General features: G+C 47.5%; 19 protein-coding genes. 9 read left to right on the top strand and 10 right to left on the bottom strand.

What is annotated here, in order from left to right; translation table 11 throughout:
• Positions 1 to 16 precede the first annotated feature (16 nt).
• Entirely contained in the window at positions 17 to 4,408 is a 4,392-nt protein-coding gene (locus tag D6024_RS16680; protein ID WP_121355795.1) for a CusA/CzcA family heavy metal efflux RND transporter, read from the bottom strand.
• Between the two features lie 254 nt (positions 4,409 to 4,662).
• Positions 4,663 to 4,986, bottom strand: coding sequence for a DUF6660 family protein (locus tag D6024_RS27625; protein WP_394338470.1), 324 nt, complete (start codon positions 4,984 to 4,986; stop codon positions 4,663 to 4,665).
• Between the two features lie 629 nt (positions 4,987 to 5,615).
• Between D6024_RS27625 and D6024_RS16685 the strand changes: the two genes are divergently transcribed.
• Positions 5,616 to 6,086, top strand: a complete 471-nt coding sequence (locus tag D6024_RS16685) for a DUF305 domain-containing protein (protein WP_162944823.1) — start codon at positions 5,616 to 5,618, stop codon at positions 6,084 to 6,086.
• A 629-nt stretch (positions 6,087 to 6,715) separates the two neighbouring features.
• Here D6024_RS16685 and D6024_RS16700 read toward each other — a convergent pair.
• Positions 6,716 to 7,762, bottom strand: coding sequence for a hypothetical protein (locus tag D6024_RS16700; RefSeq protein WP_121355799.1), 1,047 nt, complete (start codon positions 7,760 to 7,762; stop codon positions 6,716 to 6,718).
• A gap of 233 nt (positions 7,763 to 7,995) precedes the next feature.
• Here D6024_RS16700 and D6024_RS16705 point away from each other — a divergent pair, with 233 nt between their 5' ends.
• The 4 genes from D6024_RS16705 to D6024_RS16725 all read left to right on the top strand — a co-directional run bounded on the left by D6024_RS16705 (position 7,996) and on the right by D6024_RS16725 (position 14,031).
• The gene (locus D6024_RS16705) at positions 7,996 to 9,510 is read left to right on the top strand and encodes an SMEK domain-containing protein (RefSeq protein ID WP_162944824.1); all 1,515 of its coding nucleotides are present in this window, start codon (positions 7,996 to 7,998) and stop codon (positions 9,508 to 9,510) included.
• A complete protein-coding gene (locus tag D6024_RS16710; protein WP_121355801.1) occupies positions 9,510 to 10,955 on the top strand; it encodes an argonaute/piwi family protein in 1,446 nt (481 codons plus the stop codon). The genes D6024_RS16705 and D6024_RS16710 overlap by 1 nt, the downstream gene beginning before the upstream one ends.
• An 814-nt stretch (positions 10,956 to 11,769) precedes the next feature.
• On the top strand, positions 11,770 to 12,303 hold the full coding sequence (locus D6024_RS16720) for a hypothetical protein (RefSeq protein ID WP_121355803.1): 534 nt from the start codon (positions 11,770 to 11,772) through the stop codon (positions 12,301 to 12,303).
• Between the two features lie 315 nt (positions 12,304 to 12,618).
• Positions 12,619 to 14,031 carry a sugar porter family MFS transporter gene (locus D6024_RS16725; protein ID WP_121355804.1) on the top strand — a complete coding sequence of 471 codons (1,413 nt, stop codon included), beginning with the start codon at positions 12,619 to 12,621 and terminating at the stop codon, positions 14,029 to 14,031.
• 307 nt (positions 14,032 to 14,338) lie between these two features.
• Here the strand turns inward: D6024_RS16725 and D6024_RS16735 are convergent, their stop codons facing one another.
• Complete coding sequence (locus D6024_RS16735) at positions 14,339 to 14,716, bottom strand: hypothetical protein (RefSeq protein ID WP_121355806.1); 378 nt, start codon at positions 14,714 to 14,716, stop codon at positions 14,339 to 14,341.
• Between the two features lie 261 nt (positions 14,717 to 14,977).
• Between D6024_RS16735 and D6024_RS16740 the strand changes: the two genes are divergently transcribed.
• Complete coding sequence (locus D6024_RS16740) at positions 14,978 to 15,562, top strand: WG repeat-containing protein (protein ID WP_121355807.1); 585 nt, start codon at positions 14,978 to 14,980, stop codon at positions 15,560 to 15,562.
• 341 nt (positions 15,563 to 15,903) lie between these two features.
• Here the strand turns inward: D6024_RS16740 and D6024_RS16750 are convergent, their stop codons facing one another.
• Together D6024_RS16750 and cphA are read right to left on the bottom strand one after the other, a co-directional pair.
• Complete coding sequence (locus tag D6024_RS16750; RefSeq protein ID WP_205573304.1) at positions 15,904 to 16,311, bottom strand: hypothetical protein; 408 nt, start codon at positions 16,309 to 16,311, stop codon at positions 15,904 to 15,906.
• A gap of 343 nt (positions 16,312 to 16,654) precedes the next feature.
• The gene (gene cphA / locus D6024_RS16760; RefSeq protein WP_121356019.1) at positions 16,655 to 19,294 is read right to left on the bottom strand and encodes a cyanophycin synthetase; all 2,640 of its coding nucleotides are present in this window, start codon (positions 19,292 to 19,294) and stop codon (positions 16,655 to 16,657) included.
• A gap of 246 nt (positions 19,295 to 19,540) precedes the next feature.
• Here cphA and D6024_RS16765 point away from each other — a divergent pair, with 246 nt between their 5' ends.
• Positions 19,541 to 20,410, top strand: a complete 870-nt coding sequence (locus D6024_RS16765; RefSeq protein WP_121355810.1) for a cyanophycinase — start codon at positions 19,541 to 19,543, stop codon at positions 20,408 to 20,410.
• Positions 20,411 to 20,435: 25 nt separating this feature from the next.
• Here the strand turns inward: D6024_RS16765 and D6024_RS16770 are convergent, their stop codons facing one another.
• From D6024_RS16770 to D6024_RS16780, 3 genes are read right to left on the bottom strand one after another with little or no spacing between them, the layout of a single operon-like run.
• Positions 20,436 to 21,167 (bottom strand): tRNA1(Val) (adenine(37)-N6)-methyltransferase, encoded by a 732-nt coding sequence (locus tag D6024_RS16770; protein WP_121355811.1) that lies wholly within the window; start codon positions 21,165 to 21,167, stop codon positions 20,436 to 20,438.
• 1 nt (position 21,168) lies between these two features.
• Entirely contained in the window at positions 21,169 to 22,173 is a 1,005-nt protein-coding gene (gene tsaD / locus D6024_RS16775; RefSeq protein WP_121355812.1) for a tRNA (adenosine(37)-N6)-threonylcarbamoyltransferase complex transferase subunit TsaD, read from the bottom strand.
• Between the two features lie 26 nt (positions 22,174 to 22,199).
• Positions 22,200 to 23,444: an ABC transporter permease gene (locus D6024_RS16780; protein WP_121355813.1), complete on the bottom strand. Its 1,245-nt coding sequence runs from the start codon at positions 23,442 to 23,444 to the stop codon at positions 22,200 to 22,202.
• A 129-nt stretch (positions 23,445 to 23,573) separates the two neighbouring features.
• Here D6024_RS16780 and D6024_RS16785 point away from each other — a divergent pair, with 129 nt between their 5' ends.
• On the top strand, positions 23,574 to 23,939 hold the full coding sequence (locus D6024_RS16785) for a response regulator (RefSeq protein ID WP_121355814.1): 366 nt from the start codon (positions 23,574 to 23,576) through the stop codon (positions 23,937 to 23,939).
• Between the two features lie 47 nt (positions 23,940 to 23,986).
• On the opposite strand, the gene D6024_RS26785 is transcribed toward D6024_RS16785, so the two are convergent.
• Complete coding sequence (locus D6024_RS26785) at positions 23,987 to 24,187, bottom strand: hypothetical protein (RefSeq protein WP_162944825.1); 201 nt, start codon at positions 24,185 to 24,187, stop codon at positions 23,987 to 23,989.
• 424 nt (positions 24,188 to 24,611) lie between these two features.
• On the opposite strand from D6024_RS26785, the gene D6024_RS16795 reads away from it, so the two are divergent.
• Positions 24,612 to 26,198, top strand: a complete 1,587-nt coding sequence (locus D6024_RS16795; RefSeq protein WP_121355816.1) for a peptide chain release factor 3 — start codon at positions 24,612 to 24,614, stop codon at positions 26,196 to 26,198.
• Positions 26,199 to 26,307: the final 109 nt, after the last annotated feature.

Consider the following 26,307-nt stretch of genomic DNA (forward strand, 5'->3'; position numbering starts at 1 on the left):
ACATCATCATTTTAGTTTAAAGGCCAAGAATTAGTTCCAGTTCTATGGCTGATTGGTTGTATTGATTTAAAATTTCTATGTACTGGCGGCGAACGTTGTTGGCATTGTTGAGCGATTGCGAAAGCTGGTAATAATCCATCTCGCCAACTTCAAATGCCCGTTGCGACGTGCGAATGAGCAACTCGGCGTTTGGAAGCGCCGTATTGCGATAGTAGGCAAGTTGAATAGAGAGACGCCGCAATTCAGACAGCAAAAGATTACCCCGTTGCGACACGCCAAAATAGAAGGCTTGCACTTCGGCTTCCCTGCGCTGTTGGTTTACTTCTGCGGCTCTAATCCTTGCCTTCTGCGGCTTGGAGAAAAGAGATAAGCTGATGCCGGCCTCAATACCCTGAAAGCGTTTGCCCGCCCCGTAATATTTCTGCCTGCCGTCAACATCGTAAGTACCTACCAGGGATTGATTGAAATATCCAATGCTGAAATCAGGCAGCAACTTGCTCCGTTCCACTTTTATCTCTTTTGAAGCCACGGCGATTTGGCTGCGCAACACTTGCAATTCCGGGTTGTTGTTTAATTGGCCGCTGTCAATCGTCAAGGCAATTGGCTTTTCCCTCAATAGCGTATCGGCTATTCCGCTGATGGCTGTATCTCTTGTAAAGAGGGTTAATTGTTGCAAGTCGGTCCGTAACTGCTCATTGAGTTGCGCCTTTTGTGCTATAGCTTCCTGCAACTGCGTATTGGCATTGTACTTCTCCAGGATGTTGGTTTCACCCGACTTGAAGCGTATGTCCGCTGCACGCAATACCCGTTCGTAAAGGTTGATTAACGTATCGGCAAGCCTGCGCTGCTCGGTACGGTAAATAAGCCGATAGTACAGGCTTTTTACCTGGTAGTTTATCTGGCTCTGATACACCTTTAGTTGCAAGCGACTGGCATCAATGGTAGCATCGGCCAGTTCCGTTAACCGGCGCAGATAAACCGGGTTGGGGATGTTTTGAGTAACGGTGATGTTGTTGTCATAGGGTACTAGACTGTTGTACTGTCCATAGGTAAGATTGATGTTGGTTTTCCCAATATCTCTTGTAGATGCACGTAACGTCTGTAGGTATTGTACATCAAGATTACCCACCCGGATGTTTGGATTGACACCCAATGAACGGCCGATGGCTGTTGGCAAGTCAATGGTAGGGGAAGTTGTTTGAGCCGTTACAACCGTTCCTGCCAACAACAATAAAAACAAGCCCAAAACTTTTGGCGCTACTGAAGCGGAAGGCGTGTGATTGGTATCAATTTTCTGTTGCTTTTTCTTTCCAAACCCTTCAAAGAAGGTGTAAAGCACCGGCAACACAATCAAGGTCAGAAGGGTTGCCGTTAACAGACCGCCGATAACTACGGTAGCCAACGGCTTTTGCACTTCGCCACCGGCACCAGTTGATAAAGCCATTGGTAAAAAACCCAAAGAAGCTACCGTCGCCGTCATCAATACTGGACGCAATCGAACGGCAGTTCCGGTGAAAATGATTTTAGCGAGGTCAGTCATGCCCTCTTTCTTTAGGCGATTGAACTCAGTAATGAGAACAATCCCGTTCAACACTGCTACGCCAAAGAGTGCAATGAAACCTACACCGGCAGAAATACTAAATGGCATCCCTCTTAGCCACAGAGCAAACACGCCGCCGATAGCCGACATGGGAATGGCCATGAAAATGAGGATGGAATACTTGAATGAACCGAAGGTGAAATAGAGCAGCAAAAGAATTAGCCCAAGTGCAACGGGTACGGCAACAGACAAACGTTTATTTGCTTCTTCTAAGTTTTTAAACTGGCCGCCATAGGTGAGAAAGTAGCCAGTAGGCATTTTTATTTTTTGGTCAATCTTCTGCTGCATTTCCTTCACCACTGAAGCGATGTCTCTACCTCTTACGTTAAAGCCGACGATAATTCTTCGCTGCGCCTGCTCCCGCTGTATTTGGTTCGGGCCTAATTGCAAGCTCACATCGGCTACTTGCTCCAATGGGATTTGCATACCATCAGCCGCCGTAACAAAAAGCCTCTTTACATCTTCAATGCCTTGCCTTTCGCTCTCTTGCAGCCGCACGACCAACTCAAATCGCTTTTCGCCTTCAAACACAGTACCGGCACTGCCACCGGCAAAGGCAGTATTGATGGCTTGATTGATGTCGGAAACATTCAAGCCATGTTGCGCTATTTTATCACGGTTAAGCTTGATGGATATTTGCGGCAACCCGCTTACTTGCTCAACGTATAAATCTTCAGCGCCCTGCACGGTAGGTACAATGGCACCTATTCTTTTTGAAAGCTCGGAGAGCACCTGCATGTCTTCGCCAAAGATTTTAATCCCCACATCTTGCCGCACACCAGAAATTAATTCGTTTGTACGCAACTGAATGGGTTGGGAAAAACCAAAGCTTACGCCGGGAATAACTTCCAATTCTTTTTGCATTTTTTCAGCTAATTCCTCTCTGCCATGCGCACTTGTCCATTCGTCCTTTGGCTTCAAAATGATGGTAAGGTCAGCCGCTTCAATCGGCATTGGGTCGGTAGGTATTTCCGATGCGCCGATTTTGCTGATTACCTCTTTTACTTCGGGAAATTTTTTATGAAGAATGTTTGAAGCCTGTTCTACCTTGTCAATGGTCTGGCTTAACGAACTACCGGTAAGCAGTCGGGTTTCTACTGCAAAATCACCTTCTTCAAGCGTCGGTAAAAACTCACCCCCTAAAAACGTAAAGAACAACCCTGCCAATCCAAGCAATGCCACGGCAATAACCACCACTAATTTTCTGAAACGCAAGGCTCCTTTAATAAGTGGTAGGTACAGCCGTTGAATGCGGTCCATCATTTTGTCAGAAAAATTCTTTTTGTGCTTGATGTTTTTATTCAAAAACAAAGCACTCACCATCGGCACATAGGTCAATGAAAGCAGGAAGGCACCAAGTATGGCAAACGAAACCGTTTGTGCCATTGGGCGGAACATCTTTCCTTCTATGCCTACCAAGGCAAGAATAGGGAGATAAACGATAAGAATAATTATTTGTCCAAAAGCAGCGGAGTTCATCATCTTCTTTGCGGAAGCCCCTACTTCTTCGTCCATTTCAGGCTGTGTTATTTTTCCTTGTCGCCGGTTAGCAAGATGGTGCATGGTTGCCTCTACAATAATCACCGCCCCATCTACAATCAACCCAAAGTCAATGGCACCCAAACTCATTAAGTTGCCGGAAACGCCGAACAAATTCATTAGCGAAATGGCAAACAACATAGCCAGAGGAATAACGGAAGCGACAATTAAACCCGAACGGATATTGCCTAAGAAAAGAACCAATACGAAAATGACAATCAAGGCGCCTTCCAAAAGGTTCCTTTTTACCGTATCAATAGCCCTGCTAACAAATTCGCTTCTGTCTAAAAAAGGTTCTACGGTCACGCCTTCGGGTAGCGATTTTTGAATTTGTACCATCTTCTCCTTCACCCGTTGTACAACCTCGCTGGAGTTGCTTCCTTTCAGCATCATTACAATGCCGCCAACGGCTTCTTTATCGTCACGGGTTAAGGCGCCATAGCGGTTTGCAGAGCCAAAACGCACTTGCGCAATGTCACGGATGGTAATCGGAAAGCCTGTTTCCGTTTTCTTCACCACAATACGTTCTATGTCGCCGAGATTGTTTATCAATCCTTCGCTGCGAATAAAGTAGGCGTTAGGCTTTTTGTCAATATAGGAACCGCCTGTGTTTTGGTTGTTTTTTTCCAACGCTGTGAAGATGTCAGAGATAGAGATATTGTAGCTCCGGGTTTGGTTGATGTTCAGGGCTATCTCGTACTGCTTAAGAAAACCACCAAAACTGTTTACTTCGGCAATGCCGGGCGTACCGAGCAACTGCCTACGCACAATCCAGTCTTGCAGGGTACGTAAAGCCGTGGCGTCATACTTTGTTTCGTAACCTTTTTTGGGGTGAATGACGTATTGGTAAATTTCGCCCAAGCCGGTTGAAATAGGCGACATCTCCGGCTCGCCAGCGCCTTGCGGAATAGCGTTCCGGGCTTCGGGCAGACGTTCTGCAACCTGCTGCCTCGCCCAATAAATGTTAGCGTCATCATGAAAGATTACCGTGACCACAGAAAGGCCAAAGCGAGAAATAGAACGGACTTCCTGAATTTCAGGAATAGTGGACATGGTTTGCTCAACCGGGTATGAAATCAATTGCTCTACTTCCTGCGAAGCAAGAGACGGGCTGACGGTAATAATTTGTACCTGATTGTTAGTAATGTCAGGAACCGCATCGATGGGTAACTTTTTTAGAGAATATACACCCCAGATGATTAGTGCAAGGGTAAATATCCCGATGACGAGTTTATTCTTTATAGAGAAATCAATAATCTTGTTTAACATGCCGATATTATTGTGTGACCAGGCGGTAATATTTGATGATGGCCCGAATGATGGCTAAAATCATCAAGATGGTGAGTACAACACCCATGATGGTCATAAAAACTTTTTTGTTCTTTGACCACTTTGGCTCTTTGATTTTTTTGCTGTACTGCCTACGGTTAGCTCGTACACGAGACTTAGCCATTGTCAGTGTTGAAAATGATAGAAACTAAAGGGAATAATAAAGGGAAATCCGCTAAAGAAGTAGGCGGAAATCAGGCATGTAATTGAGGAGGCTGCCAAATGGCAAAAGACACCATTTGAATAGCATAAGAAGGAGTAATAGCGAACTTCTGACGAGTATCAAATAAGGGAGCAATTTCTTGCGAAGCAACAACGTGGTTTATTGAAACATTTGTGCAACAATTGCATTGGCAGAATGGGGGGCACAAATCGTCTTTGTCATTATGCTGTCCTGAACTTTGGCTAACAACGGTTTTGTCGTTCGTACCCAAACGTGAAGCCCTTGTGTCAGAGCAAGGTATGCAACTGACCACCAGAACAATAAAGGCTAAGAAATATGCCAAAGCTTTTTTCACGTGGAGCAAAGGTATTAAGTGCCTACCAATCAACCAACAGAATTATTGAAGTAAGGTTGCATTTCAGAACACCTGCTTTTTATTCACCTCCGCTTCATGCCCTGCATGAGGTTTGGTTAACTGTTTTTAATGGCAGGGAAGCGGCCTGTGCTTTTAAGGTATGTTCGCAGACCAATGGTATCGTTTTAGTATATTGTGGCAAGCGCAGCCAATAGAAAAAGGCCGGCAATGTAGCCAGCCTTCAGAGAGATATGGATTGAGACTTAAAGATTGGCTAAAGCGTATAAAGCGGATAACAACATTACGCACTTCCAGCAGGTTAGTACATTCAATTTCTTCATGTTTCAAAGCTACAAGTGATTTTGCAAAGGATTTTGTAATTATGCTTAGCGATGGCTTACGTAAAAATTTTTTCCAATTTTGGATAGAATATGAAGCGCAAAATTTATTTTTTGATGACCCTCATTGTGGTGGTTATGGGTTCGTGCAAAGACGTTGACAAAGCAAGCGAGAAGGAAACCCCTTTGCCCATTCAGCCCCCTACAAAGTCAACGGGTTCCTCACAGGTCAACGTGAGCAGCACCGAAACACAGGATTACAAAAACCGGCTGCATAACATCGTAGAACGAATGAACAAAGGCTTTGGCAACGTTCCTACAACCGGCAATCCCGAAGATGACTTCTCAAAGCTCATGATTACAAATCACTTTGCTGGTATTGAGTTGTGCGAGCTGCATTTAAAAGCAGGGCAAGACTCCTTACTAAAAATGGTGGCTCAAAAGAAAATATCGTTATTGAAAAAACAGGAAGATTTTTTCGACACTTATCAATTTAATTTTACGTCTGGTTATAGGCCGCCCGTGAAAGCAACGTTTCCAAAAATAAAACATTTGGAGATTCCCGACTCTTTAGACAAAGATGCCGTTTTCGCGTATGTGCTTTCAGAGTACAATCAAAACACGATTGCCATTGCGAAAGACTACTTACAAAAAGGAACCGATCCTTCAATGAAAATGGTAGCGCAAAACATCATTAAAAAATTTGCCAGTGAGTTGCAGGAGATGAAAAAAATCATGAACAATCATTGGAACTACAAATAGTTGAAGCAAAGTTGCAAGATGCCTTTATACATTAGTATGTTTGAATGTTCGTACCAACCCCAAAAGCACCGAGTTCCTTTATTAGCCAAAAACAAAAGCGGCCATCAGCCGCTTTCAAAAGGTCTTAGGCTAATTCTCGCTTTTTGTTCAGCTTTCCCGTCAACGGCATGTTTGTCGGGCATTTTGGGTTAGGGCATTTCGTCTGGCCTTTCGGAATTACGGTTCCGCACTTAGGACACATTAGTTGGTCGGCTGTAATTTTCATTGGTTTCATTTACAAAATTTTAGGACATGTAATTTACGCCAGAAATGCCGAGGTAGAAATTTAGCTTTCAAGATTTGGAAAAATTGGCCTTTACCTTTTTGCCAATTTCCGCCACCTTTCCACTAAAAAAATTTTGTACAAGAAAGCCCACGACCCATTCTTTTAATAGTAGGGCAATCAGAAGCAGAAATACTGCCATTAGAAATAGTACCGCAAGCCGGTAAGCCAAGGGTTCGGTGGTGAAATTGGCCTTTCCTGAAAGGAGATTGAAATGAGATTGCGTCTTCATTCCACAAAGAAAGAATATCACCCGACCCATTGATAGGGAAAAATGCCAACAATATCAGCGGTACGTTTTTCCCTATCAAAAGAGTTCATGGAAAAGCTGAACTCTCAGCATTCCGTCTTCTGGATTACTATTGTGTTCTTCAATTTCTTTCTGCGTTTTTTTGTTTGACCGCATTTTTGGAGTGAGCTTCTTCTCGATGTTTTCTATAACATCTTCATCTAAGCTTTCTTCCTTCATAATCAAAAGTCCTGAAAGCATCATAAGTTTTCCAATGAACAAAAATCGCTTTCGCCGTGAATACATTTTTTGAAGACGAGTATATTCCTTTTCATATTTTTCAGGCAAATTCAATAGGTCAAATAGTCCGTTGAAAAGTTGCTGACGTAAATAATCAAACATGATGGAAGCATAGTACCCCTGCGACTGTTTTTCGGCGTTTTTATGCCCAAAAAACATATCAGGTTTCCCATATTGTTTCCTATGGTCGTACATTGATTGGGCTGTTTCATAGCCACTTGATGCTTTGTAGTTCTGAAGCACCTTTTCAATAAATTGCGCCGCCACGTGACCTTTTATCTTCCTGCTTTTCAATATCCCGTATTCTGGGGCCAGGTTCCTGTCGCCGTCACGAATTTTTTCTTTAAATTCAAAGGAGATGCCTCTAAGCAGGATTTTACCCGTAGCAAAAGCTTCAAGAAGTTCCAGAGCGTCAAACAATTCCTTTTGGTTTCGTTCCGATTGCTCGTAAAAGTTTGTGCTGAAAGTTGCTTCGCAAGCTGCAAATACCATATTTAAGTAAACCCATATGAGGTCATGGTGCATAGATTCAGGAATGACAAACTCCTTAAAAAGCTCGTGAATTTTGTCGTGCTCCTTTTGAGGAATGTAATAATACGCAAGGTGGCCGCCTTCTCCTTCTGGAGAAAACCTTCCGTCGCTGTCCACTTTTACAAATGGCCTGTCATGCCCAATGCTCTTGTTAAGATAGGTTTCTTTGGGCGGCTGAAATTCTATTGTGCCTTTACGGGGAACAATAAAGGAAAATTTTCGGATGGTGTCTTCGTCAATCTTTTTTTGAATCTCCCTTTGGTTCAACTTTTTTCTTGTGGGCTTTTTCTGCATACGCTCTCCAAATTTGCCGGAGAAAGTTACGAACTGTTTGCTTGGCCAGCGCTTTTCAGAAAACCGAACTCTTTGAACCAAAATTCATTCAAAGAACAATAAGTGAACCTGTTATGGGGATAGTTTCTTACTTTTTTTCTAAAAATCTTTAAGAGATTTGGAGATTGGTGTTAGCCGACCAGTCCAGACGAGGGAGCGATGGGGAGGCAGCCCTTAACCCAATCAATTTTTGAATGAAACGGAAGGATTGTATAGACAAAATCGCCAAATATTTGGCAAGGTTTGTTGAAGAAGTAAAAGCTTACAATTCTGCAAACCTTTATGACATCAACATTCACGCTGAAAATGCGCTGATACCCATTTTCAATTTGGTCTTTGACCTTAATCTTGTAAATGCTAATGCACTTGCGAAAAAGAATTATCCGGCAGTGGATTTGATTGACGACGCCAACAGAATAGCCTTTCAAGTAACCGCAACCCCGACCCTTGACAAAATCAAAGGAACGTTAGATAGATTTCAAGAAAATAAGCTCGATGAAAAATACGATACCCTTTACATCTATGTGCTGACCGAAAAGCAATCGTCTTATTCTGAAACAGGGTTACAGCCTCTAATTCCTGATGGGTTTTCTTTTGCGGCTAAGGATAATATTATTGACCTTGGTGATTTGCTTCAACGCATCAACTACATACAAGCGTTGGACAAGCTGGAAACCTTGGCCCGGCTTTGTGAACACGAGTTTTCGGATACGCAAATAGAACAACGGAAAAAGAAGTTTCAGGCCGGCTACCTCAAAAATGAGCCGGAGAAACTTTACCTGAATTTTCTGCCGATTGCGTTTCCAGAAGCCATTTATATCGCTGATTTAGATGTTGACTTTGCTACTGTTAAGGCAAGAATTAATCAACGAAGAATAGATGCAGGTATGCGCAAGCGAACTATGTTTAAGCAAGGAGAACTTTTGTGGGATGAAATGTTGGAAAAGAAGATTTACGGCAACGATTTTATCACCAGGGAAAATAAGCTGATAACCTTTCGTGATTTGTATGATTCAAATGAATCTCTAACCCGGTTGATTGACAAAGGCACAGCAACACGAATCAATACAGAAGAGTACTATTCACAGAGCAATGCTTATCTCAACAACTTTAAGCACCTGCTCCGGCAAACACTTATAGAATTTTGTAAAGCAAAAGGATTACAATGGATTAATGCCAAAGAAATCCTCCGTTTCAAAAATCATAAGGAAGTACCGAACATCAAGCAAATAAGATGGAAAGGTAAAAAGGAAGCGACGAAGACCGTGATTTTTGAAATGATGAGCAAAAAGGATAAGGAGGGCAACAGCCATATCATTTGCTACCGTAATATGGCCTTCAAGCCCTCATTCGTCAATTTCGGCAAGGATTGGTATTTGGTGGTTAACCCAACATGGAGCTTTACAAATCCTGGCGGTCATTACCCAAGCAGATTTGAGGAAGCCTATCTGTCTGGCTTAAAACGCCAAGAAAACAATCAGGCCGTATATTACCAATACAGGTTTTTTGGTTACTACTTATCGTATTCCGATTTGTTCACCGAACAAAATAAATACCCTCACTTGGCTGTAAATCAACTGACGCCCTTAAACTTCATTCCCAAAATCGAGGATGAAAAATGGCGACCACCTAAAGAATTTGCGCCCCTCAATGAGAGAGAAGCCGAATTATCTGCCGATAAAGAACTTAACAACACCCTTTTTGAATAATGAACCTACGTTACATAGAGGAGCCATCTTTACAGTTTGGATACAATCAACATCTTTGCCCGAAAGCCGGTATTGCTGATTATTCTCCGTTTGACATTGGAAATGTCAGGCCGGAGAAAATCGTTGTAGGCATGGTTGGCAAGAGCGAAAGCATCGAAAAAATTTGCACATGGATGGAGGGCTGTCGGACTGAAGTGTTGGCTAAGCCAGCCAAAAAAGGCAAGCAGCAAAACCTGAATCTATTTCCGGCGTTTTGTGGCTTCAATACTTCAAACGGCTTCCACAGCGAAGTGAAATGGGATGACAATTATTTACGAAAAATCAACAACTCTGATTTTGAAGATATACACAAGAGGGAGATTGATTTGAGCGATTCCATTAAGGAAGTTGCGAATCTCTACCTAAACGAAATAAAGTACCTCGCAAAGAATAAAAACCCAAATGTAATTCTCGTAATCCTACATGAAGATTTGATGAAGCATATTATTGCCGCAACGTTTTCGCCTCAAACAGACGAGGAAATGATTGTTTCAAAAGAGGAGGAGGAGGACATAACGGAATACGAACAAAATTTTAGGCGGTATATTAAGGCCAAAGCGATGCAGCATAAAATTCCCATCCAAATCGTCCGGGATAGAATTTCCAACCCAACCGGAGAAATGCAAGATCCAGCGACAATTGCTTGGAACTTTTTTACTGCATTGTATTACAAAGCCGCTGGTACACCTTGGGCCTTAATTAGAAAAGATATGTCCGAGTCCACCTGCTATGCCGGCATCAGTTTCTTTAAAAGTAGGGACAAGAAATCAACGCAGACAAGCATTGCCCAAATCTTCAATGAACTTGGCAAAGGAGTGATACTGCGAGGGGAAGAAATTAAGATACCCAAGGATGACAAAACACCGCACTTAGGTGAATTGCAGGCTTACAATCTGCTTTCCCAATCGTTGAAAGAATACTTGGAGGCAGTTAAGCAGACCCCTACACGGTTAGTGCTGCATAAGACTTCAAATTTTAACGACGCTGAAATTGACGGCTTTAAAGCAGCAGCGAAGGAATATCACATTGCCCAAGTTGACCTCATCACAATTTTAGATACAAGTTTCAGAATGTATCGGGAGAATGCTTACCCGCCATTGCGAGGAACACATCTTTCCTTTTCAAACAAGCATCACTTGCTTTATACTCGTGGTGCAGTGCCGTATTATGAAACGTATGCAGGAATGTATATTCCTGCACCAATTGAGGTTCGTCTTTACCATTACGACGAATCGCCAAACACCATTTGCGATGAGATACTCTCCCTGACCAAGATGAACTGGAACAACACACAATTCGACCGGAAATACCCCATTACCATTGAGTGTGCAAGGAACGTGGGTGAGATTCTTAAGTATTTGGAGGAAGGCGATAACATGGAATTGAAGTATGCGTTTTATATGTAGTGCGAAGGCTTGTAAGTCACAATCGGAAGCGTATATTTGTACCGACAGGTAGAAAGTGATAAAAAGCCAAACAAACCGGCACACTTTAGAAGTTCTTTTGGTTTCCGACACAACATTGACACACTTACGGTATAAATAACTGATTTCCAAGGCTGGATGAATCCAGTCCTGGGCACAAGTAAAATGCAGAACCCTTATCAGGCGTGAGTTTGATGAGGGTTTTTCTTTTTAGTTTTCTTTGGCATTCTTCCAAAAACAAGAATGAGGTCATTGGTGTTTAGGTGTTGGCAATGTGCAAGGCCTACCAACGGTAGGAAAAAAGTACAGCACCCACGATTTGCAATTTTTTCTGCAATTCAATTGTTGATCCAGCTTTCACACAAGTCTAAAGCAGAACACCAAGAACGGTGTAAAGGGAAGTGCACAAGCGATTTTTACATTGTTTGTTTTAAAATGTTTTCCAAACGCTTTTTAAAACTTCCCGGCAACAGGATTTTTGTCGCAAGATTTCCCGGATTCGCAGCATTTGACAAACCGGCTGTCAAAGCGGTGATTAGTTTCATGCTGTATTGAAAATTTATATGCTTTGCCATGAAACAAATCCCTTCCTTCCGGAGATCATTCCATGCCGCTTTCTCTTTCAACGCAGGCATCGGCAGCACGGCGGTGCATGGGACTGGCGGGGTATATCTACACCGTTTTTGTTACAAGCATTCTGTTTTTGAATGTCTGCCTGCAAAGAAAAACGCAAATTAAGTCACCGCCTTCTTTACATTGCAAAACATCAATAAACGATCAACTATTAGCAATTAACATGGAACAAAGAAAACCCAGGACAAGAAAAAACATCCGTTGGTACATGCGGTACCTGCACAACAAAATCGGTTTCTTTATCGTAGGACTGGTCATCATTTATGGGCTCAGCGGTCTCCTGCAAACCTATCGCGACACGGACCTTTTAAAACACGACGTGGTGCACGAACAAAGGCTTTCACCCGGACTGACCGAGGCGCAACTGGGCACCAGCCTGCGTCTGCGCAACCTCAAGGTCGATAAAACCGAAGGGGCAGTGCTAACGTTTAAAGAAGGCACCTACAACACGCAAACCGGCGTGGCAAACTATACTACCAAGGAATGGTATTCGTGGCTGGTGCCCTTTACCGAATTGCACAAAACGGCCAGCAAAAGCGCAGCACATTATTTTACCACGCTGTTCGGGATTGCCTTGCTTTTCATGTCTGTTTCGGCGTTCTGGATGTTCAAGCCGGGGACCAAACTGTTTAGCTCGGGTGTTTACCTCACCATTGCCGGCGTTATCGCTGCCCTGCTTTTGTTGTTTGCCCGTTAAGGCGGCTTTTGTGAAAGTGGTTGCGAGGAGAGATCCTGGGTTTTCCGATACAGGAATGATAACTTGAATCGTTCCTGGCAATGCAGTAGTGCTGCCTGTTTGACCGGTTTGCACCCGGTGTGCAGGGAACATTGCTGTATTGAACATGCAGGCCCGTGATCCGGGACTGATGCAATTGTGAAGACCGTTGCGGTAGCGTGCGGTGCTGCCGCTACCAGCTTACCAAACAAAGAGTTTTTCGTCTTGTGCGGCAAAACCGTAATTTAAGATGCCCAATCAGGGGCCGATCATCATCCACGCATAAAAGACCAACACATGTTTATCGAATCAAACAAAACTGCACACGTTCCCAACCCGGCACAAACGGCGGCCGCCGCAAAGGGCTATGTACAGCGCATCTCTATCACCGCCGCTCTTGCCGGTTTTATTTTCGGCTTCGACACGGTAGTGATTTCCGGTGCCAATCTTCCCATCAAGGAGCTGTGGCACACTTCCCCCTTGTTCCATGGATTCTTCATCATGTCGATGGCACTGTGGGGAACCGTGATCGGCGCCATTTTCGGAGGTCTCCCCACAGAGAAATGGGGCCGCAAAAAAGTGCTGATCTGGATCGGCGTCTTGTTTTCGCTGTCGGCGATCGGGACGGCGTTCGCTCCTGATCCCTATACCTTTTCTTTTTTCCGTTTTATCGGTGGCCTGGGCATCGGCGTGTCGTCGGTGGCCGCGCCAACGTATATTTCCGAGATTTCCACGCCGGCGAATAGAGGCAGGCTCGTTGCCCTGTACCAGTTCAACATTGTGTTCGGCATTCTCATTGCTTTTCTTTCCAACTACTTTCTGAAAGGCGTTGGTGGTGCCAACGACTGGCGCTGGATGCTGGGCGCACTGGCCATTCCCTCCATCATTTACTCGGCTCTTGTAGTAGGAGTGCCCGAAAGTCCCCGATGGCTCATTACCAAAAAGAGCGGCACAGCGCTGGCCAAAACCATCCTGTCAAGGTTGGGTATCGTGGACGTGGACAAGGAAGTCGATACGATCGTACGGAGCTACCAGCATGAAACCTCCTCGGGTCACCGCAGCCCCAATCTTCTCGACAGGAAATACCACCGCATCATGTGGCTGGCCTTTTTTGTGGCCTTCTTCAACCAGTGGTCGGGCATCAATTTCATCTTGTATTATGCGCCTGAAATCCTGGAAAGAGCGGGGCTTGCCGCCAGGGAAAGCCTGTTCAATTCCATTGCCATTGGCGGCACCAACCTGGTGTTCACCTTCGTTGGTCTTTACCTGATTGATAAAGTGGGAAGAAAGACCTTGCTGACCGTTGGTTCGCTGGGCTATATCGTGAGCCTTGCAGCCGTTGCCTGGTGTTTTGCCTCGCATGCCGGTGCCGGTGTGCTCCTTACCTTCCTGCTGCTTTTTATTGCGTCCCACGCCATCGGGCAGGGTGCTGTGATCTGGGTGTTTATTTCGGAGATTTTTCCCAACAATGTCCGGGCCATCGGGCAGTCGTTTGGCGCCAGCGTGCACTGGGTGTTTGCCGCACTCATTACCTTAGTGACACCGGTTTTCCTGGATTCGCAAAACGGTATTTTCAAGGACAATCCCTGGCCCATTTTTGCCTTCTTCGCGTTCATGATGGCGCTTCAACTGGTGTGGGTTTTGACGAAAGTGCCGGAAACAAAAGGCGTTTCGCTGGAAGAACTGGAAAAGCAATTGGTGAAGCCATAAAGCTCCTGGAAAGTTTAATTCGCATGTGCTGCTGTCGTTTCGCAGGACGGCAATGATTTTTTCTGCCTTCTTTGGTTGTCGTCGCAAGCCGATTCACTGCTGTTTGAACCTGGCGGGACTGCAATTGCAGGGCAGGTCGTTTTGCAAAATGCAAAGACCTTCGACTTCACAATGTCATCACAATAAAACGATGGCCTGCCGCATAAAGCAGCGCTTTTTTCCCTGTGGTTACCTGTCAACAAAAAACTTTTGATTTTGAAACGACCCTGGTAACAGCCAGCCACATTTGCCGCAATGCCGGACACCATCAGTTGCACAGGCCCGGTGTAAACCCGTTGGCAAACTGGCCCAGTTGCTTCAGGGTCAGCGTATCGCTTAAGGTCGTCTGGATCCAGCACCCGATCGAATCGTAACGGAAGATCTGGATATTGAGGCCAAACTGGTCTTTCATTTTTTGCTCGATGGATGCGGTCGTGTCCCAGGACTTGATTTCCAATTCGCCGTTGCGGTGTTTGCGGCGGATATGGCCAATGCGGAAGTCGGGAGCATACAGGTCTTTTTTTTCCGAACCTTGCCCTGATTCGTGTGGTTTGGAATAAAAGCGAATCTGCAGGTAAGGAAAGCATTCCTGGAATCGATCCTGCACTTCGTCGATGGTCATCGTATCATCAATTTGCAGCAGCATCACAAACGGTTTTGCGGATTAGATAGCCGAACTGATTCCGCCGGCTTCTTTACCTTTAAAGCTACTTTATTACACCGGCACATGAACTGACAAGGATTAGGTTCGGAATTGATCAATCTCACCTTTCAACTTTCGTCGAACAGGTCCGCCCAGCAGGGTAAAAATCATCGCACCGGGTGACTGTCATCATCCTTTGCAGCCAAATAGCCTCGCTATCTTCAAGGTAGCTTTTTCAATTCTTTCACATTAAAACGAGCAGTTATGAAACTCTATCTCCCCGTCGTTCTCATGCTGCTGCCGACCGCCATCTGGTCGCAACAATGGACGAAACAATTCGAATTCGTTGATGATGCCTCCTGCGGGCTTTCCCTTGTGGGGAAAGGCGCCAAAAAAGGATTTGTCGACCAAACAGGCAAGATCGTCGTGCCCCTTGTCTACGACGATGCCATGCACTACAGCGAAGGCATGGCGGCGGTGAGCAAAGGCACCAAATGGGGCTTTGTCGACAGCACCGGAAAAGAGATCATTCCCTTTGAATACGACGAAGCATTTTGCTTTACCGAAGGACTGGCACTGGTATACAAAAACCACCATTACGGCTTTATTGCAAAAAACGGCGACGTGGTGATTCCCTTTGTGTATGAAAATGCATCCAGCTATACGGAAGGACTGGCCGTAGTGAGTAAAAAAACAGGGTGGGGGTTTATCGACGCCAAAGGCAATGAAGTCATTCCCTGTAAATATGCTTATGCCGTGTCGTTTGCCGATGGCTATGCAAAGGTTTCAAAAAACGGCAAATGGTGGAAGATCGATAAAACCGGGAAGGAGCTTCCGGCCGACCAGTGATACCCATTTGCAATGAGCGCTTCCGGTTTGATATTGGGTATTCATTATTGGATATTTTGTTACACCAATATCACAATATCCAATGTCATGCATCTTGAAGTGAATAAGACAGCAGCGTGATAACAACTCCTCAGCACTGCTCCGCCTCCGAAAGGAAACATATAGTTGGAATGGTGAAAAACAAAACCCGGAAGAAGATTCCGGGTTTGTGCTTTTTGCCAGTTTCTTTGTCGGGTTGTTTCGGATTTTTTGTTAGTGAAAGAAAGACTACATGAATCGGGTGTTTCCATCCGCGGTTTTCAACGACTTCACCAAACAATCATGTTTGTTTGCGCGGCGGATTACTTCTTGTCCATGCCTTCTGTTTTCTTGGCCACTTCCACCTGCTTCATAAAATCACCCGTATCGTCATCGGAATAATTACCGTATGCATCCGTCAGGGTGCCTTTGCATCCGTCGCTGGTTTCAATGGCGTAAAGAATGCTCATGTCATCGGGATCCGAGATACCTTCGAAACGATAAAAGTTGACGGCTTTTACGTCACCGGGCTTATAGCTTTTTTTGCTCTCGATGCCCAGCAGCTTTCCTTTCTCCACCCTGAATTGTTCTGTATAGCCATATTTTTCCAGGTTGGCCTGAACTTTCTCCAGGTCTGTCATGAACGTCACGCGGTCATTGGCCTCGGTATATTGATCGGTCCTGTTGTCGGTTTCGTGTTGTTTGTCTGGATTATATTGATTCTGTTCCATATCGTGTGTTTAGCGGGTATAATGCAGTTTTTATGCCTATTGCAGGCTATCCACAAAAAAAAGGCTACCTGTGGATTTCGACCGCCATAATGGGCCTTTTTCGTATGGCCGGAACAGGATGGCCCGCAGGTGTAGCGCCGGACCCGCAATCAACGCCGTTTCTATCGATGGGTTTAATTGCCTGTCTTCCTTTGTTTTCCGGTGCGGTCTCAATCCCGTGCAGATCGCCTGGCCTGCGATCCTTACCCTGCGCTACCATCACCGAACGACGGCTTTTTGTGTGCTTCTGAAGTACACCGTAGCAGGCTGTTATTTTTACTGCTGAAACTATTCTACAGTTCAATTAAACCGCTTTTTGCAGGCTCATCAGCTCTTTTTGATGATCCTTTTGCATGCGTAACAGGAACGCTGTCATGGCCTGCACATTCTCCACCAGCACCACCAGTAAAGACCGGGGTTTGCAAAGGGCCATGGCCTTTTCCAGCGCCTCGCATTCCTGGCCAAAACAGGAAATGGGAATCGCCGGATCCACGCGGCGGATACCTGTCGTCAGCAGGCCTTCCAACTCTTCGTGGCTGCGGCCTCGCATGTCGCTGTCGTGGCGGATGATGATCTCGTCGAACACCTTTGCCGCTTCTTCTCCCAGTGCAATGATGTCTTCGTTGCGACGGTCGCCTACGCCGGTAATGAGGCCGATCTTTGTCGTTGCGTCAAATGTTTTGACAAACTTGCCAAGCGCTCTTACGCCATGGGGGTTGTGGGCATAATCGAGTAGAACGGTAAACTCCTCAAACTCGTAAATGTTGATACGTCCCGGTGTGTTTTCATTCGACGGTAGGAAGCTCCGCAAGGCTTCGCGGATGACGGAAAGCTTGATCTTCGACGTATAAGCCGCCAGCGTTGCCGCCAGTGCATTGGCAATGTTGAATTCGGCCCTGCCGCCAAACGTAATCGGGATATTGGCTACTTCTTCAACCGGGATAAAATGATTGCCGATCCGCAGGAGAAGATAGCCGTTGTCGTAAACGGCGGCAAGCCCACCTGCAGCGCAATGCTCCTCGACCCGGATATTGTCGGTAAACAGGGAGAACAGGGCCACTTTCCCGTTCACATTTTCCCGCATTTGAAACACCAGGTCATCGTCGGCATTCAACACGGCATAGCCATTGGCATGTACGGATTCCGGTACCACCGATTTCACCCTTGCCAGTTTTTCCAGCGTGTTGATACCCCCGAGGCCAAGATGGTCTTCGGCCACGTTGGTTACAACGGCGCAGTCGCACTGGTCGTAGCCAAGACCGGAGCGAAGTATGCCGCCGCGGGCCGTTTCCAGCACGGCAAATTCCACGGCCTTGTCCTTAAGCACCATTTGTGCCGAGCCGGGGCCGGAGCAGTCGCCCTTCAGCACCAGTTCATCGTGGATATACACCCCATCCGTCGAGGTAAAACCGGTAACATAGCCGGCCGATTTGACCATGTGCGCCACGAGCCGGGTCGTGGTGGTTTTACCGTTTGTGCCGGTGATCGCCACAATGGGAATGCGGCCGTTGTTTTTTCCGGGGAAAAGCATGTCCACGACCGGTTTGGCCACATTTCTCGGCTTGCCTTCCGTTGGCTCGAGGTGCATACGAAAGCCGGGGGCCGCATTGACCTCCAGCACGGCGCCGCCGTTTTCTTTCAATGGGGTGGAAAGGTCCTGCGCCATCACGTCGATGCCGCAAATATCCAGGCCGATGTTCCGTGCAATGCGTTCAAACAGCAGCCTATTTTGCGGATGTACCTCGTCTGTCACGTCTTTTGCGGTGCCGCCTGTACTTAAATTGGCTGTGGGTTTCAACGGCAGTTTTTTGTCCATTGGCAGGATGCTGTCAAGCGTATAGTTGCATTTTTGGAGCAACTCGATCGTAACCTCGTCGGCAATAATTTCAGTTAAAACATTCTCGTGGCCATTGCCGCGGCGGGGATTCCGGTTTTCGCGTTCGATCAGTTCGCGGATCGTATGCACACCGTCGCCTTTTACACAGGCTGGCGTGCGGCAGGCGGCTGCTGCAAACTGGTTGTTAATCACCAGCACACGGAAGTCGCAACCGGAGATAAATTTTTCGACGATCACCTGGTCACAATACTTCTTTGCCCGTCTGAATGCACATTCCGCATGTGCCCAATCCCGGATGTTGATGGTTGCGCCGTTGCCATGGTTCCCGTTGAGCGGTTTGATGACGATGGGATAGCCGATTGCCTCGATGGTTTCTGCAAGTTCGCCTTCATCATCAATTACCTCTCCCTGCGGAACCGGCACATGGGCATCGATGAGCAACTGCTTCGTGCGGGCCTTATCGCAGGCAAGATCCACGGCCAGCGAATTGGTTTGCGACGTGATCGTTGCTTCGATACGTTTTTGCTGGCAGCCATAGCCCAGTTGCACCAGCGAATTGTTGTCGAGGCGCATCACCGGGATTCCTCTTTTTCCGGCTTCGCCGGCAATGGAACCGGTGCTGGGACCCAGCCTTTCTTTGTGCCAGAGGCGACGGATTTCATCAACGTCTTTTTGCACATCATAGGGCTCACCGGCTATCAGCGCCTCAGCGACCCGGATGGCAGCATCAGCGGCATAGCGACCTTCCTCTTCCTCGCCGTATTCAAATGCCATGTGGTAAACGCCTTCCACACCGGTGCCCCTTGTCTGGCCAAAGCCAACTTCGATCCCGGCCAGGGTTTGAAGTTCGAGGGCAATGTGTTCAATGACATGTCCCATCCAAGTGCCCCTCCGCACCCGTTCAAAAAAGCCGCCCGGCTCGCCAACGCTGCACCGGTGATCGCGGAGGGAAGGCAACAATTGTTGCAGCCTTTCCAGGAAACCGGGTATGCGATCGGTTGGCCGGTGTTCAAGTTCTTCTAGATCGATGGTTAGTTGAATAAGCTTTTGCCGTTTAATCGACCAGTAATTCGGTCCGCGCAGCACATTAATTTCTTTCACCCGCATGCAAGCAATATTTGGTAGAGGAATCAAGAGAAAAATTTTGTACCAGAATTCGCTTTTGGCCAAACATTATTTTTTTGTTACCGCCAGGCACTTGATCTGTGTCACAGGCGGTCTGTGATTTTCCCGGTCTCGTTTGGCCAAGAGGGCCAATCGTGGAAGGATTCAGCCATGCATGGGTAATCGGAATGGACCTGACAGAGGTTTTGAATACTCTTCTGTTGGCATGTTTTTTCATGCCTTTCCCTCATGCAGCACCCGAAAGGTTATTTGATTGCCGTTGGCGGCGCCGAAGACAAAGGCACGGAAGAAGAAAAAGAACGGCAAAACAGCCTGGATTTTTTTACCCAGGGAATCCTCAACGAGATCGTGGGTTTGGCGGGCCGGAAAGGCGATCCAAAGATCGAAGTGGTTACCGCGGCGTCCTCCATTCCGCATGAAGTAGGACAAATCTACAAGCGGTCGTTTCGCAAATTGGGCTGCATTGAAATCGGGCATTTAAAAATCACCAAACGCGAAGAAGCGGACGCCAAAAAAACACTCGAGCGACTGGAAAAATGCAACTGCATTCTTTTTTCCGGCGGTGACCAGCTCAGGCTTTGCTCTGTGCTGGGCGGGACGGAGTTTATGGACATTCTCCGCGAACGGTACGAAACGGAACATTTCGTGATTGCCGGGACAAGTGCCGGTGCTGCCGCCATGAGCAATACCATGATTTGCGGAGGCGATGAGACAAAGGCCTACCTCAAAGGCCAGGTTGAATTGAGCCTTGGTTTTGGTTTTTTGCGGGAAGTGATCTTCGATACGCATTTCGATGCCAGGGGACGGTTTGGCCGGCTGGTTCAGGCCATCGCGGCGCAGCCTGGCGCTGTGGGGATCGGGCTGGATGAAGACACAGGGGTGATCATTGAAAAAGGCAGCAAAATGAGAGCGATCGGCTCGAGCAGCGTGGTGGTGGTAGACGGAACCAGCATCAGTCACAACAACATCGCTGATATCCGGAACGGCACACCCATTTCCGTTGCGAACCTGGTGGTGCACATCATGACGCATTCCGATGTTTTCGACATCAATAGCCGCGAGTTTACGGCCGTCAGTTCACCCATCCACCAAAATTGATTTGTTCAAAAATTGCTGCGACTTTTTACAGGTAGAGATAGTACTCGTTTAACAGGACGATAAAGCCGGGTGTGTAATTGTTGTTTTCGTCCCGTATAGTGATGTTTTTTTCCTCCACCTTTCCGGTTTCTTTCTTTCCACCCTCTATCAGCAGGCGAAAAGGCCGGTGCGCCGGGCTTTGTTGTACCCATTGTTTTTGGTACGGATAAAGCTTGTTTTTTTGCAACAGGCCTTCTATTTCTTTCCCGCGTTTTGCCGGTAAAAGCAGGAAAAAACAGCCGTGCTGCGAGAGGTGTTTTGCAATAAAGGAGAGGAGATCGTTCAGCTTTAAACCCGTGTCGTGATGCGCCGCGTTCTTGGCAGCTTTTGCCGACTTCAATTCATTTTCATAAAACGGCGGGTTCGAAAAAATACAGTCGTATTTCTTATTCGTCTGCCATTGCAGTACGTCGCCGTTAATGATGGCAATGTCCTTTTTCCAGGGCGACGCTGCCACATTTTCACAGGCCTGTTGTGCCGCCGACGGGTCGATCTCGATGGCATCGATGATACCACTGGCCTTCTGCGCTACCATCAGTGCGAGGAGCCCTGTGCCGGTACCAATATCCAGCATTTGCCAATCGCTGTTTGCCGGTTGCCGGCTGCGGATTGAATCTGCAACCCATGCACCAAAAAGGCAGGCGTCGGTGGTGACCTTCATGGCGCAGTGCCCGTGGTGAACGGTGAATTGCTTGAACTGGAAATAGGTGTTTGCCATCTTAGTCCCACCCGGCTCTGGCCGACGCACTCACGGAAAGCGGCGTCAGTTGGTGATCGAGGAATTTGTGATAGGCCGTAATGGCGATCATGGCCGCGTTGTCGGTGCAATATTCAAACGGCGGCACAAATCCCTTCCAGTGATTGTGCCGGCACATTTCCAAAAATGCGTTGCGCAAGCCGCTGTTGGCCGAAACGCCACCGGCAATACACAAATCGGTAATGCCCGTTTGCAAAGCGGCCCGCTTGTATTTTTTCAGCAGGATGGTGATGATCCGCTCCTGGATCGATGCACAGAGGTCGGCGAGGTTTTCCCGGATAAAATCGGGATTGGCCTTTGTTTCTTTTTGCAGGAAATAGAGAATGGATGTTTTCAACCCACTGAAGCTGAAATCGAGCTCGGGAATTTGCGGTTCGGCAAAACTGAACCGCCTGGGATCGCCTTCTTTTGCGTACCTGTCAATCAGCGGCCCACCGGGATAGGGAAGTCCCAGTAGTTTGGCGGATTTGTCGAAGGCCTCACCGGCAGCATCGTCCAGCGTTTCACCGATGACTTTCAGCTCGGAAGGGCTGTTGGCCAGAACAATTTGTGTGTGTCCACCGCTGACCGTCAGGCAAAGAAAGGGAAAAGAAGGCCTGTCTTCAGGGATCAGGTTTGCCAGCACGTGGGCCTGCATGTGGTGCACGGCGATCAGGGGTTTGTTCAGGGCTAGGGCCAGTGATTTGGCAAACTGGCTTCCGACCAGCAAAGAACCGATCAGTCCCGGCGCCTGGGTAAAGGCGATTGCGTCGACATCGGTTAGCGAGGTTCCTGCTCTTTGCAGCGCCACGTCGACGACGGGAACGATGTTCTGCATGTGTGCCCGGCTGGCCAGCTCCGGCACCACGCCGCCGTATTGTTCGTGCACGGTTTGGTTGGCAATGTGATTGGACAGGATTTTTCCATCCCGGCAAACGGAAGCGGAGGTTTCATCGCAGGAGGACTCTATGGCTAGAATGACTGGCAAGGGAATTTTTTGCGCAAAGCTAAGGGCTAACTCCGAATCGCTTCCACGGGATTCAGTTGTGCAGCCCGGGAGGCCGGGATAATTCCCGCAGCAATGCCGGCCGCAATGCAAATGCCAATGGCGATGCCAACGATGCCGGGAGAAAGGAAGATCGGGAAGTCCAGGGCAGCCGTGGCAATTTTGGTAAGGACAAAGACCAGCAGGAGGCCGATCAACCCGCCAAGAATGCAGAGAAAGGCGGACTCAAGCAGAAACTCGGCAAGGATCAGGCGTCGCCTGGCGCCCAGGGCTTTCTTCAGCCCAATCTGGGCGGTCCGCTCTTTTACCGTTACAAACATGATATTGGCCAACCCAAAAATGCCCACGATAAACGAAAGGGCACCGATGATCCAGCCGCCCAGGTTGACATTGACAAAGGCCCTGCTCATTACATCGCTGAAGTCGGCGACGTCGTTCAGGGAGAAATTATCTTCTTCGGTCGGGCGCAGTTTTCGCACAGCCCGCATGCTTCCTTTCAGGTCTTCCTGCAGCACCTTGCTGCTGATGCCGTCCTTTGCCTGGACCATAATGAGCGGGTCGGCCTTGCGTTCGTTCATCAGGCTGCGGGCATATTTGTAGGGAAAGATCACAGCTTTGTCGAAGCCCCAGCCGCCAATGAGTTGCGTTCCCTGTTTCTTGCTAATGCCAACAATCCTTTGCCTTGCACCCCGAACGGAAATGGTGTGGTGCAGGGCGAGTGAAGCGTCGCCAAAGAGTGTTTCGGCCAGTGCATGGCCGATGACGGCAACCGGGGCGCCCCGGTAAAATTCTTCTTCGCTCAAAAAACGCCCATACTGGATCTCGATGGGCTGGATACTGGTAAACGCTTCGCTGATGCCATAGATATTGACGGCTGCGGCAATATTGCCGGCTGCTTCCACGTCGTTTCGGATACTGATCTTGAAAGCGGCATGTTTGGCGGAAGGCGTTCGCTCCATGATTTCGGCCAGTTCCTCGTAAGCCGGCGCCGGCCGTTTTACATATTTCCAGTACGGATAGTCCGGCCCGGCACTGTACTGCCATTTGTCCACGTAAATGGTATTGGTGCCAAGAGATTTGATCTCTGTCTGGAGGTTCTTTTCCAGGCTGCCTACCGTGGCCAGCACGCCAATGATGCAGAAAATGCCGATCGTGATTCCAAACAGCGACAGGAATGTGCGCAGCTTGTTCTTCCACAACTCCAGTAGGGCAAGTTTAAAGCTGCTTCCTGCAATTTCCAGTAACCGGCGCATGCAACAAATGTAGGGGAAAGGAACACGACTGTCCGTTCTGCAAAACCGCCATTTTGGTAAGATTATTTCTTTAATTTCGGCGATCACCTGTACGTCAGTGTTGGTTGTAACGAAATGTGAGCTCGCTTTATGGCAAAAATTTTTTTGATCGACGACGATCCCGATGTGCGCATCGTCATGAGCAAGTTGCTGCAAAAAGAAGGATATGAAGTGGAGACGGCTTCACGGCGGGAAGAAGCGCTTCAAAAATTGTCGCAGGCGGTACCGACGCTTATCCTGCTCGACGTTTTGCTGTCCGGTTCCGACGGCCGCGACCTGTGCCGGGAACTAAAGGCCAATCCGCAAACAAAGCATATTCCTGTGATCATTTTTTCCGGGCATCCCAGTGCCGGTCTGCAGATCCAGAGCTACGGCGCCGACGATTTTATTGCCAAACCCTTTCAAACGGAAGCACTGCTCGAAAAGCTGAGCCGGCACACCAAAGCAATTAAATAAAAAAGTCTCTTGCGCAGCAAGAGACTTAGATACGTTGTGATCAGCGATTAGCCTTCATCCGGTCTTTTAAAGTCGTTTCGTTCGTCGAATGAATGATTCCTGTTCCTGTGTTTCGGGTTATAGGGTTGGCGGAACTGCTCGTAATTCATGCCCTCAAATCCTTCGTAATTTTTCCGCTCCTGCTTTGTATGCAACGTGCTGTTTATGTCTCTTTCGCCCCCTTGTATGTTCCTTATTTCTTGTGACATAAAACTGATCGTTTACCTGTACTATCATCTCAAAAAATGGTACCAATTTTTCCAATTTTACCTGTTTCAGGGGCCAAAAACCTGTCAGGCCTGTCAAATGGAACTATTTGATGACGAACGGAGTGGTGGATTTTCCACAGTTAAAATCGATCTTCCTTTGTCTTTTCTTTTCCTTAACAAAAAATGGGGAAGCGTGGTGATCCTGTGGCCATCCGTGTGGGGCGGCAATTTCAGTTCTTCCTTAACGTTGGGAGACGTACCTTCGCGCCGCAAAAAAATCTGAACCGGCATGCCTGGAAAATAGGGGATTGATTGGATATGATCCGGTTTGCATGCTGGTTTATTTGCCTGTATACGGGAGGATCGTTGCATAAGAAACGACCAATTATCTCATTATCGATTTATCGCAATAGCACACTAGTCAATGAAGTATCAAAACGAAATACAAAAGCGCCGAACGTTCGCCATCATCTCGCACCCGGATGCCGGTAAAACCACCCTTACCGAGAAGCTCCTGCTTTTCGGTGGTGCCATCCAGGTAGCCGGTGCGGTGAAAAGCAACAAGATCAAAAAGGCGGCTACCTCCGACTTTATGGAAATTGAGCGACAGCGGGGTATCTCCGTCGCCACCTCGGTCATGAGCTTTGAATACGACGGCAGCCTGATCAACCTTCTGGATACGCCGGGTCACAAGGACTTTGCGGAAGATACGTACCGCACCCTGACAGCCGTCGACAGCGTTATCCTCGTCGTTGACAGTGTGAACGGGGTAGAAGAGCAAACCCGCCGCCTGATGCAGGTGATCAGCATGCGCAAAACGCCTGTTATCGTTTTCATCAACAAGATGGACCGGGATGGCAAGAACCGTTTCGACCTGCTGGAGGAAATTGAAAAAGAGCTTTCCATTTCGCTTCATCCCATGACCTGGCCCATTAACCAGGGAAAGGATTTTAAAGGTGTTTACGATCTGCACAACAAAAGCCTCCGGCTGTTTACGGCCAACACAAAAGCCGGCGATGAAGACACGGTTCTGCTGGAAGACCTCTCGTCGGCTACCCTCGATGCCAAAGTGGGTGAACGCGATGCCGCCATCCTGCGGGAAGACGTGGAATTGATTCACGGGGTGTACGGCGAACTGGATGTGGATACCTACCTGGCCGGCGACGTCGCACCGCTTTTCTTTGGTAGCGCCATCAACAATTTTGGCGTGAAGGAACTGCTCGATACGTTTATCCGCATTGCGCCGCCGCCACAGGACCGGGAGACCAATATCCGCAAAGTGGACGTGGACGAAGACAAGTTCAGCGGTTTTATTTTTAAGATCCATGCCAACCTCGATCCCAAGCACCGCGACCGGATCGCCTTTTTGCGTGTCTGCTCCGGCAGGTTCGAACGCAACAAATATTTTCACCACGTGCGCCTTGACAAGGATGTACGTTTCAGTAACCCGTATTCGTTTTTGGCAAGGGAAAAAAGCATTGTGGACGATGCCTACCCCGGCGACGTGGTGGGTTTGTTCGACACCGGCAACTTTAAGATTGGCGATACGCTGACAGAAGGGGAGGAGTTTTATTTTACGGGCATCCCTACATTTTCTCCCGAGATTTTCAAGGAAGTGGTGAACAAGGACCCGATGAAAACCAAACAACTCGAAAAAGGCCTGATCCAGTTGACCGACGAAGGCGTGGCGCAGTTGTTTACCCAATACGGCGGGAATAAAAAGATCATTGGTTGCGTGGGAGAACTCCAGTTCGAAGTCATCCAGTACCGCCTGCTGCATGAATACGGCGCTTCGGTGGTTTTCAACTCCCTTCCGTTTTACAAGGCTTGCTGGATCACCAGCAAAGACCCCAATAAGCTGGAAGAGTTCATTCGCTTTAAAGGCTCCAATATTGCGGAGGACAAAGACGGTCACCTGGTGTACCTGGCGCAAAGCGAATGGTTCCTGAATACCGAGCGATCCAATAATCCCGATATCGAATTTCATTTTACATCGGAAGTGCATAAATAGCGAATCGGAAGAAGTGAGTACCGAGTAGCCATTTGGGTTTTACCCGTACGACAAGAACGGACCTCTTGCATTTGCAGGAGGTTTTTTTGTTTGCCGAAAGTTGCGATCG

This window comes from Flavisolibacter nicotianae (assembly GCF_003628535.1).
In the GTDB taxonomy this organism is placed as follows: Bacteria; Bacteroidota; Bacteroidia; order Chitinophagales; family Chitinophagaceae; genus Flavisolibacter; species Flavisolibacter nicotianae.